An 18494-nucleotide genomic window follows, 5' to 3' on the forward strand; every position below is an offset into this window, starting at 1 on the left:
CTTTCTTGTTTTCATCCTTCCGCCAGCAAACCCGGCATCACCAGCGCCACCGCCGCCGCGATGCGCTCGTCGATCGCGCTGCCGGGCGGCAACAGCCCCAGCGTCATCTGCCGCAGCGGTTCGGCGATGGCCATCGCCAACAGCAGATCGCTGGTTTGCGCCCAGTCGCGCTCACGCAGCCACCCGCACTGCTGCTGGCGCCGCAGCCAGTCCGCCACCGTCGCCCGTCCGCGCAGAATGCCGTTGCGCTGATAGCTGTCCAGCAGCGCCTCGCGCCCCGGAAACTCGCTTTGCAGCAGCCGAAACATCCCCACCGCTTCGGCGCTCAATACCTGCTGCGCCACCGCCTTCAGCCCTTTTTCCAACAGCGGCGCCACCGCCTCCCACCGCCCGGCATCCTGGGCGAAGGCCGGCTGAAACGCATCGGTCCAGCCGCTCACCGCCTGCGCCACCAGTTCGTCGCGATTGGCCGCAAAGCGATACAGGGTTTTTTTAGCCACCCCGGCGCGTTTCGCCACCGCATCCACCGTTGCCGCGGCATAGCCGCCGTCGAGCAACAGCGCCAGCGTCGCCTGCGCCAGCGCGGCGCGCAGCGCCGTTTCCGGCGTGGCTGGCCGGCCGCGAGCACGCAGCGGTTCTTCATTCGGGTTCGCCATATTTATTCCTCACAAGCATTGACAGACTCAGCATAGCGGCATAGTTTTATTTTGGAAACACAATTCGTTTCCAAAATAAAACAGGAACCCATTATGACACATCCTTCCCTGCTGGCGCCGTGGGGCGTTAACGATATCAACGAGTTGCTCAAACCTGAACCGCTGCGGCTGGAGATGGGGCTGAGTCGCAGCGCCGACGGTTTGCTGACCGTCGCGGTCCGTACCGATCTGCACGGCTGCAAGGGGCGCATGCTGGACTGGTGGTTCACCTTCTTTGAGAACACGCAGCACATCAACTGGTGGCACCCGCACGATCACGTCGAACATCGCGGCTGGGACCGCCATTGGAAAAAAGGGGAAAGCTACGTCGGCGCCAGCATCGAAGCGGTCGAATGGCTGGCGGAGCTGCCACCGGTCGCGGCGCGCCTCAAATTCCACGCCGCCGAGGACTTCTTCGCGCCGCAACCGCTGCGCCAGGCGCGTGACGCGCAGGCGCTCTCCGCCGCCGTGTGCGCGCGCATCGGCTTCGGCGACCAGGTGGCGTTGGATGACAACGGCGATCCCTGCGACGGCGAGATGCTGCATCTGGCGCGCGATACGCCCTACGGGTGCGTGCTGCGCAGCCGTTTCCTGCTGGGTAAAGCCTGCGCCAACGCCCACGACGAAGTCTCGGACGACATCGGGTTTAACCTGATGCGCCACTGCTACAACGAGTTCAGCTATCTGGCGCAGTTCCTGCCGTCGCTGTACTACGCCGAAAACGGCCGCGAGCCGGCGCCGTTGCTCTGGTAATGCATCAGCGGGGACCTGTTAATTTTTCGCGATATCGCTATAGTGATTTTCATCGTTTTCCCCTGCGCTCATGACGGAGACATCATGGAAAATCCCTGCTATAGCGGCGGCTGCCTGTGCGGGCATATTCGCTTTCAGGCACGCGGCCTGCCTGGCAATCCGCACAGCTGTTCCTGCGATTTTTGCCGCCGCCACTCCGGCGCGCCGACGCTCTGCTGGGTCGAATTTCCGCGTCAGGCCATCGAGTGGAACGGCCCGGGCGGCATGCCCACACTCTACCGTTCTTCACCCTATTCCAGCCGCGCCTTTTGCCCGCGCTGCGGCAGCACGCTGGGGGCGATCGACGACGAGCCGACGGTGGCGCTGGCCACCGGCAGCTTCGATCGGGCCAATCTGCCGGAGCTGCGCCCGACCTCACATGCGTTCGCCGATGTTTGCCCCGAATGGTGGCGTATCGACGGCATGCGCTGAGCGCCTCACAGTTCCCGCTGAAATCAATTGATTGTTTTGTCGTATAAATTTAGAACTGACGAACAATAATTCAAATGTATGGGAACGGGGATGAATCAACAGACTCTCGACGCGCGCCGGTCGCGTCAGGCGTTGCTGGCCGGCTCGGTCGGCAACTTTATCGAATGGTATGAGTTCGGGGTATACGGTTTTCTGGCCACCGTCATCGCCGCCAATTTTTTCACGCTGCAGGGTGAAAATGAAATCACCAGCCTGATCCTCACCTACGCCGCCTTCGCGCTGGCATTTTTCTGCCGGCCGATCGGCGCGGTGATCTTCGGCCGTATCGGCGATCGCATCGGCCGTCGTCCGACGCTGATTGCGGTCCTGCTGCTGATGACGCTGGCGACGGCGTTGATCGGCGTCATGCCGACCTATGCCTCGATCGGCGTCGCCGCCCCGCTACTGCTGACGCTGCTGCGTATGTTCCAGGGGCTGTTCGCCGGCGGCGAATTCGGCGGCGCCGTGTCGCTGATGACCGAGTTCGCCCCAAAGGGCAAGCGCGGGCTGTTCGGCGCATGGCAATCGCTGACCGTCGCGCTCGGCCTGTTGGCCGGCGCCGGGCTGGTGGCGCTGCTGGCCGCGCTGCTGAGCGTGCAGCAGTTGCATGACTGGGGCTGGCGCATTCCCTTCCTGCTGGCGCTGCCGATGGGCGCCGTGGCGCTGTGGCTGCGGCTCAAGCTCGAAGAGACACCTACGTTCACCCAGGCGCAGCAACATGCGGAACACGCTATCACCCCACCGGAAGCGAAGCTGGGCGGCGTGGTGAAAACCATTCTGGTCGGCATCGGCCGCATGATGGGTTGGTCGGCCGCCGGCTATACCTTCCTGGTGGTGATGCCTTCCTATTTGCAAACCTCGCTGCACGCCACCTTCCAGCAAGCGCTGATGGCGACGGTGCTGGCCAACGTCGGTTTCGCCCTGACCATCCTGCCGGCGGGCATCATCAGCGACAGGCTGGGACGAAAAACGGTGATGCTGACGGCGGTGGCGGCGGTGATCCTGTTCACCTTCCCGCTGCTGCACCTGTTGCAGGATGCGCAGAGCTCACTGTGGATCAAAGGGCTGGCGGTCATGATCGCCGGCGCCGTGGTCGGCCTGCTGGCCGGTCCCGGCCCTGCGATGCTGGCGGAGATGTTCCCGACCCGGGTGCGCTATACCGGCCTGGGGCTGGCTTACTCGCTGTCCAATGCGGTGTTTTCCGGCTCGGCCGGGCTGATTATCACCGGCCTCATCAAACAGACCGGCAATATCGACATTCCCGCCTACTATGTGGTCGCCACGTCGGTGGTCAGCCTGTTTGCGCTGATGACGCTGCGCCGCGACGATCATCTGCGCTCGCTGAACGAACGTTAATCCTCCGGGGGCGCATCGCCCCCATTCCAACTCGTGATAATGATCACAACGCAAAAATGTTAACGTTAACTTTTGTGATTAACATCGCATGAGTGATAACTGACAGCTTCATCCATCCGCGAGTTAACGTTAACAATAGAGCTAACTTCACTCACCGGGGCCCTACCCATGAACCGCGAAACTAAAAAATATTACGTGCTGCTCAGCGGCCTGCTGTTCTTCTTTTTCTTCACCTGGTCTTCCTGCTTTTCGCTGATCTCGCTGTGGCTGAATCAAAAGATCGGGCTGAAAGGCGCCGAGACCGGCCTGATCTTCTCCGCCATCTCGCTGGTGGCGCTGTGCGCACAGCCGTTGTACGGCTTTATTCAGGACAAACTTGGGCTGCGCAAACACCTGCTGCAGTTTCTCGGCGTGATGCTGCTGCTGACCGGCCCGTTCTTTATCTACGTTTATGCCCCGCTGCTGGCGAGCAGCCTGCCACTCGGCGCTTTGGTCGGCGGGGTGTTCATCGGCGCGACCTTCTTCGCCGGCATCGGCGCGCTGGAGTCTTATACCGAGCGCGTCAGCCGCATCAGCGGTTTTGAGTTCGGCCGCGCCCGCATGTGGGGCTCGCTCGGCTGGGCCAGCGCCACCTTTGTGGCCGGTTTTATCTTCAATATCAATCCGAACATCAATTTCTGGCTGGCCTCCGCCGCCGCCGTGGTATTCCTGTTGCTGCTCAGCCAGGTGCGCGAGCTGAAGCCGAACGCCATGGCCGGCCTTGCGTTCGGCAAACCGGAGAACCTGCGGCTGCAGGATGCGCTGGCGCTGCTGCGTATGCCGGGCTTCTGGGCGCTGGTGGTGTTTGTGCTGGGGATCAGCGTATACAACGTTTTCGATCAGCAATTTTCTGTCTACTTCGCTTCACAGTTCGCTTCTCGCGCACAGGGCAACGAGATGTACGGTTTTCTCAACTCGCTGCAGGTCTTCCTCGAAGCCGGCGGCATGTTCCTGGCGCCGCTGCTGGTGAACCGCATCGGCGCCAAGCAGGGGCTGTTGCTGGCGGGCAGCGTGATGGCGCTGCGCATGTTCGGTTCCGGGTTGGTCAGCGGCGCCCTGATGATCTCCGCCATGAAACTGCTGCACGCCGTAGAGTTGCCAATCCTGCTGATCGCTATCTTCAAATACATCGCCAGCCGCTTCGACAGCCGACTCTCCTCCACGCTGTACCTGGTGGGCTTTCAGTTCATCACCCAGGTGATGGCCAGCTTCCTGTCGCCGCTGGCGGGCTACGGTTATGACCGCATCGGCTTTGCCGATACCTATCTGCTGATGGGCTGCGCGGTCGCCGCCACCACGCTTGTCTCCTGCTTCCTGCTGCGCGGCGAACGCTCCGCCACGGCAACGCCCTTTCCATCCGCCATTAAATCAAGTGAGTCTGTCCAATGAACACTGCTTTAGCTCAAGCCGACCATGCGGTCGAAGCCCTGTGCGCAGAGCGCCGAGACGATTATTATCCGCAGTTCCATCTCGCACCGGCCGCCGGCTGGATCAACGATCCCAACGGCCTGATCTGTATTGACGGCGTCTATCATGCGTTCTTCCAACATCATCCCCATAGCGAGCACTGGGGGCCCATGCACTGGGGGCATGCGACCAGCCGCGATCTGATACGCTGGCAACGCCAGCCCATCGCCCTGGCGCCCGATTCGCCCTATGACCAAGACGGTTGTTTTTCCGGCTGCGCCGTGGATGACAACGGCGTGCTGACGCTGCTTTACACCGGCCACGTGTGGTTGGGCGAACCCGGTGACGACAACCAGGTGCGGGAAGTGCAATGTCTGGCCACCAGCGAAGACGGCATACGCTTCGTCAAACACGGGCCGGTACTGGCCCCGCCGGACGGCATTCAGCATTTTCGCGATCCGAAAGTCTGGCGCGAAAACGGCGAATGGTGGCTGGTGGTCGGCGCCAAAGAAAACGGCCTGGGCCAGGTGCGCCTGTACCGCTCTGCCGACCTGCGCGCCTGGCGCTTCGATCGGGTGCTGGCCGGCGCGCAAACGGCGCATCAGGGCTATATGTGGGAATGCCCGGATTTCTTTCCGCTGGGCGAGCAACACCTGCTGCTGTTTTCGCCGCAGGGACTGGCGGCGCAGGGCTACCGCTATCGCAATCGCTTCCAGAGCGGCTATCTGCTCGGCCATTGGCGTCCGGACGGCGACTTTACGGTAACGCAGCCCTTCTGCGAGCTGGATGCCGGCCACGATTTCTATGCGCCGCAGACCTTCACCGCCGCCGACGGCCGTCGGCTGCTGTTTGCCTGGATGGATATGTGGGAATCACCGATGCCCAGCAAAGCGCACCGCTGGGCCGGCGCCCTCACCCTGCCACGCGAGCTGACGCTGGCCGCCGACGGCAGCGTCCGCATGAATCCGGCTCGTGAACTGGCGGCGTTGCGCCGAGGATCGCAGACGTTGTCGGCGCAGACGCTGACCAATCAGCATCTGCCGCTGACGAACGATATGCAGGAGCTCATCCTGACGTTGAGACCGGCCGACAGCGACGCCGAGCGGTACGGTCTGGCCATTGGGAGTGCGGCGCGGCTGTTCGTCGACAATCAGTCACACCGATTGGTGCTGGAGCGTTTTAATGAACACCCGGCGCTGTGCACCTGCCGCAGTGTGCCGCTGCCGGAGGGTGACATTCTGTCGCTGCGGATCTTTATCGATCGCTCCTCACTGGAGATCTTCGTTAATCAGGGGCAGGCCTGCCTGACCAGCCGCATCTATCCGACGGCGGGCGATCGCCGCCTCAGCCTGTTCGCCGAAGGGGGACGGGCGCTGTTCGAGCCCATCACGGGATGGCAGTTGGCAAGCATCTGGGGGTAATGGGAATGAGCACCGGGCGCGTAGCGACGCCCCCGGTGCGTTTACAGCGAACCACGTTCCAGCAGCGGGCAAGGCACTTTCACCGTATCACGCTGTTCCCGCCGCTCAATCACATGCAGCGCCGCAAGGCGACCCAGTTCATAATGCGGCAGCTGCACCGTCGTCAATGCCGGCAGGAACAGCTCGCCGGTGCCGACCATATTGTCGTAGCCCAGCACCGCCACCTGCTGCGGTATCCGCCAACCTTGCGCCAGCAATACCTGATACGCCAGAAACGCTATCCGATCGTTCCCACACACCACGACATCGCAATCGCGCCGGCCGGCGGAAAAATGCCGCTCCAGCAACGCTACGCAGTCGCGATAGCTTTGATCGCCGGCGCTCAGATCGAGATGATACTGCCGCAGCTGTTCAACATCGCGCCCCGCTTCGCGCCAGGCGCGTTCCAGACCGCGGCGGCGCAGCCCCGCCGCCAGCGTATCCGCCGGTAAATGAATGCACAAAGGCGCGCGATAGCCTTTGGCGATCAGCGTGCGCGCCGCGTCATACTGCCCTTGCTCATCATCAGGAATGTAGCTGGCGATCGAATGCGCCGGGCTGACGCAGTTGGCCAACACCAGCTTTTTGTCCAGCAGTTTGGCCGGCAGCGTCACCTCACGCAGTCCCATCGTGGTGAAGATCACCCCATCCGGCCGATGCGCCAGCAGCAGATCGACGGTCTGTTCGGCGTTGTCGTCGGCGAACAGGTTGACGACGAAGCTGTTCCAGCCGCGCTCGCGCGCGGTTTTCTCAATCGACAGGATCATTTCCACCGAGAACGGCGTCGTGGCGGTGTCCAGCGCCAGCACGCCGAGCGTCTGCACGCGATTTCCGTCACCACGAATACGCCGCGCCGACAGATCCGGCACATAGTCCAACCGATCGATAGCTTGTTTGACGCGGCGGTAGGTTTCCGGCCGCAGCTTGCCGGGATCATTGATGGCGCGGGACACCGTCATCAACGAGACTCCGGCAAGTTTTGCGACGTCTTTCAGCGAAGCCATGCGCCCTTCTTTATGATTAATGGGAAAAAGTGAATAATCCCATAACCGAGCGCAGGACTCTACTCTGCGTTAGCAGGCTGTGATGTTCGCCCACAGGAGAACGCCGTCGGCCGTCAGCGGCGCCACTTCACCGCCCGCCGTCTGCCCCGCCCACCAGACGCCCTCGCGCGCCCGCAGTTCGCCGCCCCCCGGCAGCGACCAGACCCCGCTCAGCACATACAGCACGCCCGCCCGCCCCGGCGGCAAGGTTAGCGGCTCGGCGCTGCGTTGCACCTGCGCCGCTAGCCGGCCGCGGCGCGTCATGATGTTGAAATCCTGACTGGCGCCGCCCAGCAGCGTCGCTTCCAGCGCCACGTCGCCGGAAAAGGCGAACGGCTCCCCGATACGCGCCAACTGATGGTCGATATGCCCGGCGCTGAACAGCCGCACGCCGTCGCCTTCCAGCAGCGTGATCGAACGGTCAATGCCCGCAAAGGCGGAAAACGGCCCGTCCTGCGCGATGGTGGCGATGCTGGCGCGCCAGTCGAAATCCGGCTCGCCCGGCGGCCAACTGACGATTTCACGGGTTTCCCCGCCGCCGTTGCGCCACGGGCTGACCGGCAGCCCAGCGAAATTAAAACGGGTCAGGCTCATCACGCCTCCTGCTGAAAGGTTTTCAGCACCTGCAGGAACTCGGCGCTGCTCTGCTGCTGCAGCGCGTGCCGCCCCTGCTCGATCACCTGTCGGCCGCCGACGAACACGTCGCGAATTTGCTCTTTGCCGCCGGCGAACAGCCAGCGGTTGAGGATCGAGGCATCCGGCGCCGCCGCCAAATACGGATCGTCGCCGTCCAGCACCAGCCAGTCGGCGCGATAGCCGCTCTGCAAGCGGCCGATCGGCGCGCCACACGCCTGCGCGCCGCCTTGCAGCGCCTGGTGATACAGCACATCGCCCACCGCCGATTGCTGCGGTGTCGTCAGGCGATTGCGGCGCTGATCGCGCAGCCGCTGCCCATATTCAAACCAACGCAGCTCTTCCACCACGTTGAGCGAAACGTGGCTGTCGGAGCCGATGCCCCAACGCCCCTGCTGCTGCAGATAGGCGTCGCCGGGGAAAATGCCGTCGCCGAGGTTGGCTTCGGTGGTCGGGCACAGGCCGGCCACCGCGCGACTGCGCGCCAGCGCTTCCAGCTCATCGCGATCCAGATGGGTGGCGTGCACCAGGCACCAGCGCTGATCCACCGGCAGATGGTCATACAGCCAGGCCACCGGTCGCTGCCCGCTCCACGCCAGGCAGTCGTTCACCTCTTTTTGCTGCTCGGCGATATGAATATGCACCGGCAAGGTGCGATCCGACGCGGCCAAAATCTGTTGCATCTGGCCAAGTTCCACCGCGCGCAGCGAATGGAAACACAGACCGTGATTCTGCAACGGGCGATCCGCCAGTTGGCGAGCAATCACCTGCTGCTGTTGCAGATAGCCTTCGGCATCCTGGATAAACCGTTTCTGCCCCGGCTGGGCCGGCTGGGCGCCAAAACCGGCGTAGCTGTACAGCACCGGCAGCATCGTCATGCCGATGCCGGCCTGATGCGCGGCCGCGCTGAGGCGGCCGGTCATTTCACCGCGATCGGCGTAAGGCTTGCCGTCGGCGTCGTGATGCAGGTAGTGGAATTCGGCCACCTGGGTATATCCGCCCTTGAGCATTTCGATATACAGTTGACGGGCGACCACCTCCACCTGCTCCGGCGTCAGGCGCTGCACCAGCCGATACATCAGATCGCGCCAGGTCCAGAAGCTGTCCTGCGGGTTGCCCGCCACTTCCGCCAACCCGGCCATCGCGCGCTGAAAGGCGTGGGAGTGCAGGTTCGGCATGCCCGGCACTGCATCGCCGTGCAGCCGGGTGCAGCCTTGCGGTTCAGCGTTGGCGGTAACTTGAGTCAGATAACCTTGCGCATCGACGTCCAGCCGGACGTTATGCGCCCAGCCCTCAGGGAGCAAAGCGCGTGGGGCAAAATAAGCAGGCATGGCAGTATTCCACGGTTAATGTAACGGCGAATAAGGCGCGGCGATGGCGCGTCTTCAGGAATTTTTGGCGGTCGCCGGCAAGTTTCTGGCGCGACGGCCACTAGTTGTATATACATATACATACGCCGACATCAACAGTAAACTGGTGTTATTATTTTTTTATTTGACGAGGTTAACGTCGTGGCTGAACAACAGACCGTGTTACAACTGGCGGCTGCAATGAGCGATGCCCCCGCCCCGATCTACCAACGGGTCAAACAGGCGATCGTGAATCAAATCCGTGCGGGGCACTGGCAACCGCACCAGCGCGTGCCCTCCGAAAGTGAACTGGTGGCGGAACTGGGCGTCAGCCGCATGACCATCAACCGCGCGCTGCGCGAGCTGACCAGCGAAGGTTTTTTGATCCGCATGCAGGGCGTCGGCACCTTCGTCGCCGAAGCCAAGGCGCACACCGCGCTGCTGGAAGTGCACAACATCGCCGATGAGATAGCCGCGCGCGGTCATCGCCACAGCAGCAAGATCCTCGAGCTGAAGGCCCGAGCGGCCAGCGAGGAAGAGGCGACGGCGCTCGGCATTCACCCCGGCCAACGGCTGTTCTACTCGCAGATCGTGCATTACGAAAACGACGTGCCGGTGCAGGTGGAAGACCGCTGCGTCAACCCGCTGGTGGCGCCGGATTACCTGAAGCAGGATTTCGACCGCGTCACGCCTTACACCTATCTGACGCAGGCCGCGCCGCTGACCGCCGGCGAACACATCGTCGAAGCGGTGATCCCGACCCGACGTGAACGCGAGCTGCTGCAGCTGGAAGACCACGAACCCGGCCTGCTGATCCACCGCCGCACCTGGTCCGGCAAAACCGTGGTGACCTCGGCCCGGCTGCTGTACCCCGGCAGCCGCTATCAACTGTTCGGCCGCTTCACCAGCGAAGTCTGATCCCCGTCGGGCGCGCCCTGCGCCCGCATCTCCGCTGTCGATCACATCCTGATAACAAAATCTCTCCCGCCTCTTGTGACATCCCGGTGAATGCGTTAGGTTGTTTTTAATTGTATATACAACCATGTGGGAGCTGCGGCTCCGGCGGAGGAAAGCAATGACGTCTGAGATTCACTGTGACAGCCTGTGGCACGGCGCCGATATCGTCACCATGCGCGACGGCAACTATCACACCCTGACCGACGGCGCGATCGCCGTACGCGACGGCAAGATTGTCTGGATTGGCGAACATGCGGCGCTGCCGCCCGGCCTGATCGCGGACGAAACGGTGAAATTCGACGGCGGCATCATCACCCCCGGCTTTGTTGATTGCCACACGCACCTGGTGTTCGGCGGCAACCGCAGCGGCGAGTTCGAACAGCGGCTGAACGGCGTAAGCTACGCCGACATCGCCGCACAGGGCGGCGGTATCATTTCCACCGTGAAAGCCACCCGCGAGGCCGACGAAGCGCTGCTGCTGGAACAGGCGCTGTTCCGTCTGCGGCCGCTGCTGGCGGAAGGCGTCACCTGCGTGGAGATCAAATCCGGTTACGGCCTCAGCCTAGAGAGCGAACTGAAGATGCTGCGGGTGGCGCGCAAGTTGGGCGAACTGCTGCCGGTCGAGGTGAAAACCACCTGTCTGGCGGCCCATGCGCTGCCACCGGAATACGCCAACCGCGCCGACGACTACATCAATCTGGTCTGCGATACCATTATCCCGCAGGCCGCCGCCGCCGGCCTGGCGGATGCGGTTGACGCCTTCTGCGAACATCTGGCGTTCTCACCGGCGCAGGTGGAGCGAGTCTTCGCCGCCGCCGAAGCGGCCGGTTTACCGGTCAAGCTGCACGCCGAGCAGCTCTCCGCCCTCGGCGGTAGCACGCTGGCGGCGCGCCATCACGCGCTCTCCGCCGACCATCTCGAATACGCCACCGAGCAAGACGCCCGCGCCATGGGCGACGCCGGCACCGTGGCGGTGCTGCTGCCGGGCGCCTATTACCTGCTGCGTGAAACCCAATGTCCGCCGGTAGAGCTGTTCCGCAAGCACCACGTGGCGATGGCGATCGCCAGCGACGCCAACCCCGGCACCTCGCCGGCGCTGTCGCTGCGCCTGATGATCAACATGGCCTGCACGCTGTTCCGCCTGACGCCGGAAGAAGCGCTGGCGGGCGTCACGACCCACGCCGCCAAAGCGTTGGGGCTGCAACACAGCCACGGCACGCTGGAAACCGGCAAGGTGGCGGACTTCGTTCACTGGCCGCTGTCGCGGCCGGCGGAACTGGCTTATTGGTTGGGCGGCCAGCTGCCCTGTACGGTGATTTTCCGAGGAGAAGTACGTCAATGACCATTCGCGATCCTTTTAGCTTCCAAGGCGGCAGCCTGCCGCTGCTGATCAGCATCCCGCACGCCGGCACACAGCTGACGCCGGCGGTCGAGGCCGGGTTGACCGACGACGCCCGCCCGCTGCCCGATACCGACTGGCACATTCCGCAGCTGTACGACTTCGCCCGGGCGATGGGCGCCAGCGTGCTGGTCGGCAACTATTCGCGCTTCGTCATCGATCTGAACCGCCCGGCGGACGACAAACCGCTGTACACCACCGCCACCACCGGTCTGTATCCCGACGTGCTGTTCGACGGCCGCCCAAGCTTCCTGCCGGGCAAAACGCCGACGGACACAGAACGCGCCGGCTATCTGCAGCAAATTTGGCAACCTTATCATCAGCAGCTGCAGAACGAGCTGGCGCGCCTCAAAGCGCGGCACGGCTATGCGTTGCTGTTCGACGCGCACTCCATCGCCTCGGTGATCCCGCGGCTGTTCGACGGCAAACTGCCGGATCTCAACCTCGGCACCAACGGCGGCGAAAGCTGCGCCCAGGCGCTGAGCGATCGGCTGGTCGCCTGCTGCGAGCAGCAACAGCAGTACACCCACGTGCTGAACGGCCGCTTCAAGGGCGGTTACATCACCCGCGCCTACGGTCAACCGCAGCAGCAACAGCATGCGATCCAGCTCGAGCTGGCGCAGGTCAACTACATGTCCGAACAGTATCCTTTCGCGTTCGAACCACAGCGCGCCGCCTCGCTGCAGCGCCTGCTCAAGCAGATGGTTGAAAGCCTGTTGGACGGCGCCGCCAGGCTGAACTGATGCCCCTTTACAGGCGCCGCCGGGCGCCTGTTTTTCTCCTGCCTTTAACCGCAACGCCAGCGGCAATCTGCGCGCTATATCAAAGTTTCGCGTGATTCCCCGCTAACTGGTCCAAACAGCGCACAAAACAGCGGCCGACGAAAAACGCACTGCGCCACAATCAGCCCAAAAGCCCGTGTTCATCGTCAGCACCGGGCGGCCTGTGGCCAACTGGCCCGTTTCGAATATCTCTCTGGAGGCCCTATGTCTGTAACACCGTTAAACTGGCGCGCTGCCGGCGCCGTCGCCGAACAACTGCTGGCCGGCTGGCAACGGCGTGGCGAACCCGGCGGCGCCATCACCCTGTTTGACGCCGAACAACTCCGCGCCACCGCCTGCGCCGGCCTGGCCGATCTGGCGCAGAACACCCCCTTCACCGCCGACAGCGTGGTGCGCTACGCCTCAGTGACCAAGCATATCTTCGCCGCGCTGGCGCTGAACGCCACCGATCGCGCCGTTCGGCTGGAGCAACGCCTGGGTGAACTGCTCCCCGCCCTGCAGCCTGCGCTGGCGGACGTCACCGTCGGCCAGGCGCTGGACATGACCGGCGGCCTGCCTGACGTGCGCGAGACGCTCGGCCTGCTCGGCATCTCGCTGCACGCCGTCAGCGAGGCGCAGCCGGTGATGCAGTTTGTCGAGGGGCTGGAAAGGTTGAACTATGAGGCCGGCAGCGAGATCGCCTACAGCAATACCGGCTATCGGCTGCTGGAGGCCGCGCTGCGCAGCAAAGGGTATGATTTCGACCAGTTGGTGCAACGGCATATCGCCCAGCCGCTGCAGGTGCAGATGCGAGCGCCGGAAAGCTGGTTCGACGTAGTGCCGGGGTTGGTGCCGGGTTACTGGCGGGCGCCGCAGGGCTGGCAACACGCCAGCGCCGGTCTGCACCTTTCCGCCTCCGGCAGCCTGACCGGCAGCGTCAACGCCCTCACCCGCTGGCTGCAAACGCTGTTGGCGGACCAAGGCCCCGGCCAGGGCGTGCTGGCGCAGCTCAGCGCGCCGCGCCGCCTCAATCAGGGCCAACTCAGCGCCTATGGCCTGGGGCTGGCGCGCACGCCGCTGGGCCGCCGCAGCCTGCTGGGCCACGGCGGCTCCCATGCCGGTTACAAAACCTATTTCCTGCTGGCGCCCGACCGTCAGGCCGGCGTCGCGCTGGTGGCCAACCGTGAAGACTGCGACAGTTTCGGCATGGCTTTGCAGGTGATGGCGGCGCTGCTGGGCGAACCGCTGCCGCAGCGCAGCACGGCGATCCCCGACGGCCTCTACGCCACGCTGGCGGAGCCGCACTGGCTGGAAGTCAAAGACGGCAACCTGGCCTATCTGGGCAGCGATGAACCGCTGTATCAAGGGGAGGACGGGTACGCGGTGTCGCTATCCGCTCATATGCCCATCAGGCTGAAGTGGACCGGCGAAGCGGTAGAGGGCGAGGTTGGACACGTGGCGCGCCGTTTCCTGCCGGTCACGGCCAACGGCGACTGCCTGAAGCATGTGCAGGGGCTGTGGTACCACCCGCACTATCGCACCGCCTTTGAAATTAGCGGCAATCGGGTGCATATCGGCGTCGGCCCGGCGGCGCAGACCGGCACGCTCAGCCCGCTGGGCCAGGGCCGCATGCTGGTGGAGTGCCAGGACGGCCCGTGGTTGAAACGCTTTTGCCTCTATTTCCGCGGTTACAACGTGGATCTCATCGCCAACCGCAGCCGGATGCTGACCTTCCGCCGCAGCACCGTCGGCCGCGACTGACGATCAGCGCGCTGTCGGCTTTGACCGCCAGCAGCGCATCCGCCAGCCGCCGCTTGTCGGCGGCGCTGAGATTCACCTGTTCCACGGACGCCATAAACGCCGCCCGATCCGCCGCGTCAAGCGGGCCGGCGCGCAGCCGCGCCGCCAAACGCTGCAGTATCCGGCTGCTCAATTGCCCGATCTCCACCCGCACCTGCGCCAGCGGGCGCGGCTGCCAATCGCTTTCCGGGCTCGCCAACCAGTCGGCGCGATAGCGGTACTGAATCGCCTTGGCGGCGTCCATCTGCGCGGTGATAAAAGGCCGTACCGACGCCGGCTCCAGCCCCAAACGCCCCGCTTCCGCCTGCGCGTTGGCCAACACCTTCGCCTCCTGCGCCAGATCTTCGATCGGCAAATGCTGCTGCGCCTTGTAACCGGCCACGTCTTTCATCAACGACAGCCGTTGGTTCACCAGCTCGCCGATAGCGGCGCCACCGTCCGCCAACGCCGGAAAACTGGTCAGGCAACACGCTATCAATAACGCCCTGAACATGGCGCCTCCCTTATGATGCAGTGAAAAGGTCAGGCGCCAAGTTCACCACGTCAGCCCCGCGCCGGCAAATAAAAAAGGCCCCGCCGCAGCGAGGCCGATGAGACCCAACCGGCGTTAATCGAACACGCCGTTGATGACGGAAGCCACAATCGCGGTGCTGAGCGCGACCAGCACCAGATCGTCGCCGGCGATGCGCCATTCATAACCCGGATACTGCGGCAGTTCACGCAGCATCGAAGACGGCACCATTTTTTTGGCGATGCCCGGCGGCAGCGGTTTGCCGCGCGCCAGATTCTTGGCGATGCCCGGCGGCAACGAGCGGTAGCCGGTCAGCCCGTAGGTGTGCGCCAGCGAACGGGCGCGGTCGCGCGAGAGGCTGACGGAAACCAGATTGTCGTCGTTTCTATAGTCTCTATAGTCGCCTTTATCTTTGTTGCCGTGATTGCCGTTGTTGCCGTGGTTACCGTTATTGCCGTGATTGCCGCTGTTGCCATGCCCGTTGCCGTTGCCGTTACCATTGCCGCCTTTGTCGGCCATGGCCGGGGCGGATGACAACCCCAGCGATGCAATCAGTGCCAACACCGTGAGAGTCGTACGACGTTTGTTCATGTTGTGTATTCCTGCGTGGGGGACTCTGTTTACTATAGTTGGCCTTTTCCGGGCAAAGTATAAGGAAAACTCCGAGATGACAGTGCGGTTTTACGGCATTCGCGCCACTCTCTTGTTTTAACGCAAAACGCCTCGAGAATTCCGAAATCTACCCCCGATTTTTCTTGAAGAAAAATAAGCCTTCCGCTAGCGTGGGACGGTAACAAAAAAGAGTTAGCGTGCTCTTTTTCGTCGCACCTCAAATCTTATTCTTATCATCCAGAATGATAATATCGAACACTTCCCGCCTTTCCGTGCGGGATTCTTTTTCCCACCGGCATCGCCCCAATCTGGTGCTTTATGTTGAGATTTCGTTGCCGATAATTTACATTCGCTGTCTGAGAAACCTTAACCTCCCGCGGTGGCCAGGCTGGCAACGGGTGGGCGTTCAGGAGCAAAAGACGTGCAAATGACCCTCATGGAATACATCACTCGGCACTTTAACGGCGATCTTCATCGTTACGCGCAGTCGGAAGGCGTCAGCCGTGAACAAATCATTAGTTGGATAAATAATGAATGTCACGTGATCAAAGGCAGGCTGTTTATGCCGGTGAGGCATCTCCCGGTAGAACAAGCCCAGTGATGACGAAAAAAAACCCCGCCTGGCGGGGTTTTCTGTTTCTGATAACACGGAAAATCAGAAGTTATAGCCGACCACCAGGTAGTAACCCCAACCGGTAGACTTGATCGGGCCCTGCGGCGTGCCGATCTCCGCGCCATCCTGCCACTGACCGCCGTTATGGAAATAACGCGCCACGAAAGAATAGTGCCAGTGATCGTAGTTCAGCGCCAAAATATGGCTGGAGGCGATAGAGTTACCGGTGCGCACCTGTTTGCCGGTGCCGTCAACCCAATGGCTGTCCTTGCCCAGATCGGAACCGAAATCGAAGTTGGTGAAGCCGATGTAGCTCAGATTGCCGCCCCACACCTGGGTCAGCGGCACAAAGTATTTCACCTTGAAGCGGTAACCGTCCCAGCTGTTCTCGTTGGCGGCCTGGTAGTTTTCCCACTGGTATTTGGCATAGATGTTCATCGACAGGCTCATCGGCAGGCCGGTGTCGATATCGGTACCCAGGCCCATGTACCAGGTGTTCTGACGGCCGTCGGCGTTATGGCCCAGGTCATAGATGTAGTTGTTGGCGAAGTACCACTCTTTGAACGGACCGAAGCTCAGATCGGTGCCGGTCAGCTTGTCGATGGAGAAGCGCGGTTCAATCTCCATAAACAGCGGGGAGCCTTTGTCCCAGATGCCGCGGTCCGGGGTATTGCCCACGCCGAAGAACTTCGGCACGTCAACGTAGCCGTAGAAATCGAACCAGTCTTTCTTGGCGAAGGCTTCGTATTCGAGATACACGTCGTTATTCAGTTGCGGCCCGAAACGGGTGTGGTAGCTGCCCACCACGTTAACGCTCTGGTGCCACCAGTCGGAGACATATTGACTGTCTTTGCTATCAGCCATTGATGATGCACTGTAAGACGCTGCGAGCAGTACACCTGCTGCGAGAGCTATTTTTTTCATTTTATTACCACATGCTTAAAGGGCCATTTCCTGCCCGTTTAGAAAAGATGACAATGAGTCTGCCGACACCTGGCGTTGTCTTCACACAGAAACTCGGATGACGCGCGCATTATAGAAACCACTGACTGTAAGAATCTGTGATCCAGTTACGCATTTCGCGAATAGGTAATCGATTGCGTTCACATTTGTCAAATTATGTTTCATGCAAATTCACATTCGCTGTGATTTTTGTCATGTGTCGCGTTTTTTAGCGCAGTTTTTAAGCCAAATGACATCAGGGCGTCATCACGAGGTGGAAAAGAAAAAGCCGACGCGCAAGCGTCGGCCTTCATCAGCATCAGGAGAAAGTGCGGAACGTGAAATCAGCTTACCGCCGGCACCGCTTTGGCGATGTTTTCCTGGCGGAACGCCACCTCTTCACCGTTTTTGACCTCCCAGCTGGCGACCGGAATATCGGTTTTGGGCGCCGCCGCGACGACCGAACCGTAAATCAGCTTGTCATCGCGGCGCAAAATATAAACATCGAGCTGATATTCATGCCGCAAATTCGCCGTGGTCAGGCGCACGGTATCGCCGCGCTCATAATGATGCACGTCGATTTCAGGCTGCTGAATAAATTGAATGTCACTTCTCATTGTCGTCGTTCCTTCAGGCAACATGGCTAGTTAAATTCTAGTTCAACATTGCGGCGATGGCGGATAATTTCCGTTAATTTCCGCGAGTTGCCCGCCAACAGATCAGCGAACCCAGGGTAACCATCGCCACGCCCTGCCAGAAATTGACGGTCAGCGAGGTGTGCAGCACCAGCGCGGCGAACACCGCCGACAGCACCGGGGTAAAATAGGAGACGGTCGCCAGCAGCGTCATGTTGCCGTGCAGAATGCCGACGTTCCAGGCGGCATACCCCGCCCCCATCGCCACCCCGGCGCACAGCAGCGTCACGGTCACGCCGACGCTGAACTGCATGCCGCTTTCCGCGCTGAAGGCGTACTTCAGCCACAGCGCCAGCGCGGTCAGCACGATAAACAGCACCACACCGTTGCTGCCCTGGGCGATCTTCTTGGTCAGGTTGCAATACAGCGCCCAGATCACCGCGCCGCTGAACGCCAGCGTATAGCTGAGCGGATTGCTGCGCACGTTGGCCAGCATCTGCGCCGGTGACCAGCCGCCCTCGCCGCTCATGATCCAGCCGATGCCGAACAGCGACAGCAACAGCCCCGGCAGCAGCCACCATTTCGCCTTTTGGCCGTTGAGCGCCAGCGCCATCAGCACGGTGAAACAGGGCCACAGGTAGTTGATCATGCCCACTTCTATCGCCTGCAGGCGGGTATTGGCGTAGCCGAGCGACAGCGACAGGCAGATCTCGTAGCTGACGAACAGCAGGCTGCCGACGATCAGGTAAGGCCGCGGAAAGCTGCGCCATTTCGGCACGCCAAGCGCCACCAGCAAAAACACCGCGCTGACGCTGTAGATCATCGCCGCGCCGCCGACAGGCCCCAGCCCTTCGCTGACGCTTCTGATCAGGCCAACGACGCTGCTCCACAGCACGATGGCCAACAAACCGAACAGCGTGGCACGGGTACGCGAGGGCAAAGCGGGCATAAGGCAGGTCCAATAGGTTATTTTTTATCAGGTTTTTCACTCTACTGCCGCACGTGCCAAAAAGAAAGGC

Annotated in this window: 19 protein-coding genes; 10 read left to right on the top strand and 9 right to left on the bottom strand. The window is 62.0% G+C overall.

Annotated features, from left to right (window positions below):
* Positions 1 to 11: 11 nt before the first annotated feature.
* Positions 12 to 656, bottom strand: coding sequence for a TetR/AcrR family transcriptional regulator (locus tag ACJ8J1_RS08975; RefSeq protein ID WP_033642830.1), 645 nt, complete (start codon positions 654 to 656; stop codon positions 12 to 14).
* A 93-nt stretch (positions 657 to 749) separates the two neighbouring features.
* Between ACJ8J1_RS08975 and ACJ8J1_RS08980 the strand changes: the two genes are divergently transcribed.
* From ACJ8J1_RS08980 to ACJ8J1_RS09000, 5 genes are all read left to right on the top strand, one after another.
* On the top strand, positions 750 to 1448 hold the full coding sequence (locus ACJ8J1_RS08980; RefSeq protein WP_033642829.1) for a DAPG hydrolase family protein: 699 nt from the start codon (positions 750 to 752) through the stop codon (positions 1446 to 1448).
* Between the two features lie 84 nt (positions 1449 to 1532).
* A complete protein-coding gene (locus ACJ8J1_RS08985; protein WP_033642828.1) occupies positions 1533 to 1919 on the top strand; it encodes a GFA family protein in 387 nt (128 codons plus the stop codon).
* 90 nt (positions 1920 to 2009) lie between these two features.
* Positions 2010 to 3314 (top strand): MFS transporter, encoded by a 1305-nt coding sequence (locus ACJ8J1_RS08990; protein ID WP_033642827.1) that lies wholly within the window; start codon positions 2010 to 2012, stop codon positions 3312 to 3314.
* Between the two features lie 168 nt (positions 3315 to 3482).
* Complete coding sequence (locus ACJ8J1_RS08995) at positions 3483 to 4742, top strand: MFS transporter (RefSeq protein ID WP_033642826.1); 1260 nt, start codon at positions 3483 to 3485, stop codon at positions 4740 to 4742.
* Positions 4739 to 6181 (top strand): glycoside hydrolase family 32 protein, encoded by a 1443-nt coding sequence (locus ACJ8J1_RS09000; protein ID WP_033642825.1) that lies wholly within the window; start codon positions 4739 to 4741, stop codon positions 6179 to 6181. Before ACJ8J1_RS08995 ends, ACJ8J1_RS09000 begins: the two co-directional genes overlap by 4 nt.
* A gap of 41 nt (positions 6182 to 6222) precedes the next feature.
* On the opposite strand, the gene ACJ8J1_RS09005 is transcribed toward ACJ8J1_RS09000, so the two are convergent.
* The 3 genes from ACJ8J1_RS09005 to ACJ8J1_RS09015 all read right to left on the bottom strand — a co-directional run bounded on the left by ACJ8J1_RS09005 (position 6223) and on the right by ACJ8J1_RS09015 (position 9227).
* Complete coding sequence (locus ACJ8J1_RS09005) at positions 6223 to 7224, bottom strand: LacI family DNA-binding transcriptional regulator (RefSeq protein WP_033642823.1); 1002 nt, start codon at positions 7222 to 7224, stop codon at positions 6223 to 6225.
* Positions 7225 to 7293: 69 nt separating this feature from the next.
* Complete coding sequence (locus tag ACJ8J1_RS09010) at positions 7294 to 7857, bottom strand: HutD/Ves family protein (protein ID WP_033642821.1); 564 nt, start codon at positions 7855 to 7857, stop codon at positions 7294 to 7296.
* Positions 7857 to 9227 (bottom strand): formimidoylglutamate deiminase, encoded by a 1371-nt coding sequence (locus ACJ8J1_RS09015; protein ID WP_033642819.1) that lies wholly within the window; start codon positions 9225 to 9227, stop codon positions 7857 to 7859. Before ACJ8J1_RS09015 ends, ACJ8J1_RS09010 begins: the two co-directional genes overlap by 1 nt.
* Before the next feature lie 180 nt (positions 9228 to 9407).
* On the opposite strand from ACJ8J1_RS09015, the gene hutC reads away from it, so the two are divergent.
* From hutC to ACJ8J1_RS09035, 4 genes are all read left to right on the top strand, one after another.
* Complete coding sequence (gene hutC, locus ACJ8J1_RS09020; RefSeq protein ID WP_033638258.1) at positions 9408 to 10163, top strand: histidine utilization repressor; 756 nt, start codon at positions 9408 to 9410, stop codon at positions 10161 to 10163.
* Between the two features lie 157 nt (positions 10164 to 10320).
* Entirely contained in the window at positions 10321 to 11544 is a 1224-nt protein-coding gene (gene hutI / locus ACJ8J1_RS09025; RefSeq protein ID WP_033642818.1) for an imidazolonepropionase, read from the top strand.
* Positions 11541 to 12344, top strand: a complete 804-nt coding sequence (gene hutG / locus ACJ8J1_RS09030) for an N-formylglutamate deformylase (RefSeq protein WP_033642816.1) — start codon at positions 11541 to 11543, stop codon at positions 12342 to 12344. The genes hutI and hutG overlap by 4 nt, the downstream gene beginning before the upstream one ends.
* A 243-nt stretch (positions 12345 to 12587) precedes the next feature.
* Positions 12588 to 14123, top strand: coding sequence for a serine hydrolase domain-containing protein (locus tag ACJ8J1_RS09035; RefSeq protein WP_033642814.1), 1536 nt, complete (start codon positions 12588 to 12590; stop codon positions 14121 to 14123).
* Here the strand turns inward: ACJ8J1_RS09035 and ACJ8J1_RS09040 are convergent.
* Positions 14065 to 14655, bottom strand: coding sequence for a chorismate mutase (locus tag ACJ8J1_RS09040; protein WP_228287446.1), 591 nt, complete (start codon positions 14653 to 14655; stop codon positions 14065 to 14067). The genes ACJ8J1_RS09035 and ACJ8J1_RS09040 overlap by 59 nt on opposite strands.
* A 114-nt stretch (positions 14656 to 14769) precedes the next feature.
* Positions 14770 to 15264 (bottom strand): anti-virulence regulator CigR family protein, encoded by a 495-nt coding sequence (locus ACJ8J1_RS09045; protein ID WP_033642812.1) that lies wholly within the window; start codon positions 15262 to 15264, stop codon positions 14770 to 14772.
* Positions 15265 to 15706: 442 nt separating this feature from the next.
* On the opposite strand from ACJ8J1_RS09045, the gene ACJ8J1_RS09050 reads away from it, so the two are divergent.
* Entirely contained in the window at positions 15707 to 15886 is a 180-nt protein-coding gene (locus ACJ8J1_RS09050; RefSeq protein ID WP_033642811.1) for a hypothetical protein, read from the top strand.
* A 54-nt stretch (positions 15887 to 15940) separates the two neighbouring features.
* Here the strand turns inward: ACJ8J1_RS09050 and ACJ8J1_RS09055 are convergent, their stop codons facing one another.
* The 3 genes from ACJ8J1_RS09055 to yddG form a co-directional block, all read right to left on the bottom strand.
* Positions 15941 to 16822: a nucleoside-specific channel-forming protein Tsx gene (locus ACJ8J1_RS09055; protein ID WP_033642808.1), complete on the bottom strand. Its 882-nt coding sequence runs from the start codon at positions 16820 to 16822 to the stop codon at positions 15941 to 15943.
* Between the two features lie 362 nt (positions 16823 to 17184).
* Positions 17185 to 17457, bottom strand: a complete 273-nt coding sequence (locus ACJ8J1_RS09060) for a hypothetical protein (RefSeq protein WP_033642807.1) — start codon at positions 17455 to 17457, stop codon at positions 17185 to 17187.
* A gap of 73 nt (positions 17458 to 17530) precedes the next feature.
* The gene (yddG, locus tag ACJ8J1_RS09065) at positions 17531 to 18424 is read right to left on the bottom strand and encodes an aromatic amino acid DMT transporter YddG (protein ID WP_033642805.1); all 894 of its coding nucleotides are present in this window, start codon (positions 18422 to 18424) and stop codon (positions 17531 to 17533) included.
* Positions 18425 to 18494: the final 70 nt, after the last annotated feature.

This window comes from Serratia sp. CY37869 (genome assembly GCF_052168895.1).
GTDB lineage: Bacteria > Pseudomonadota > Gammaproteobacteria > Enterobacterales > Enterobacteriaceae > Serratia > Serratia ureilytica.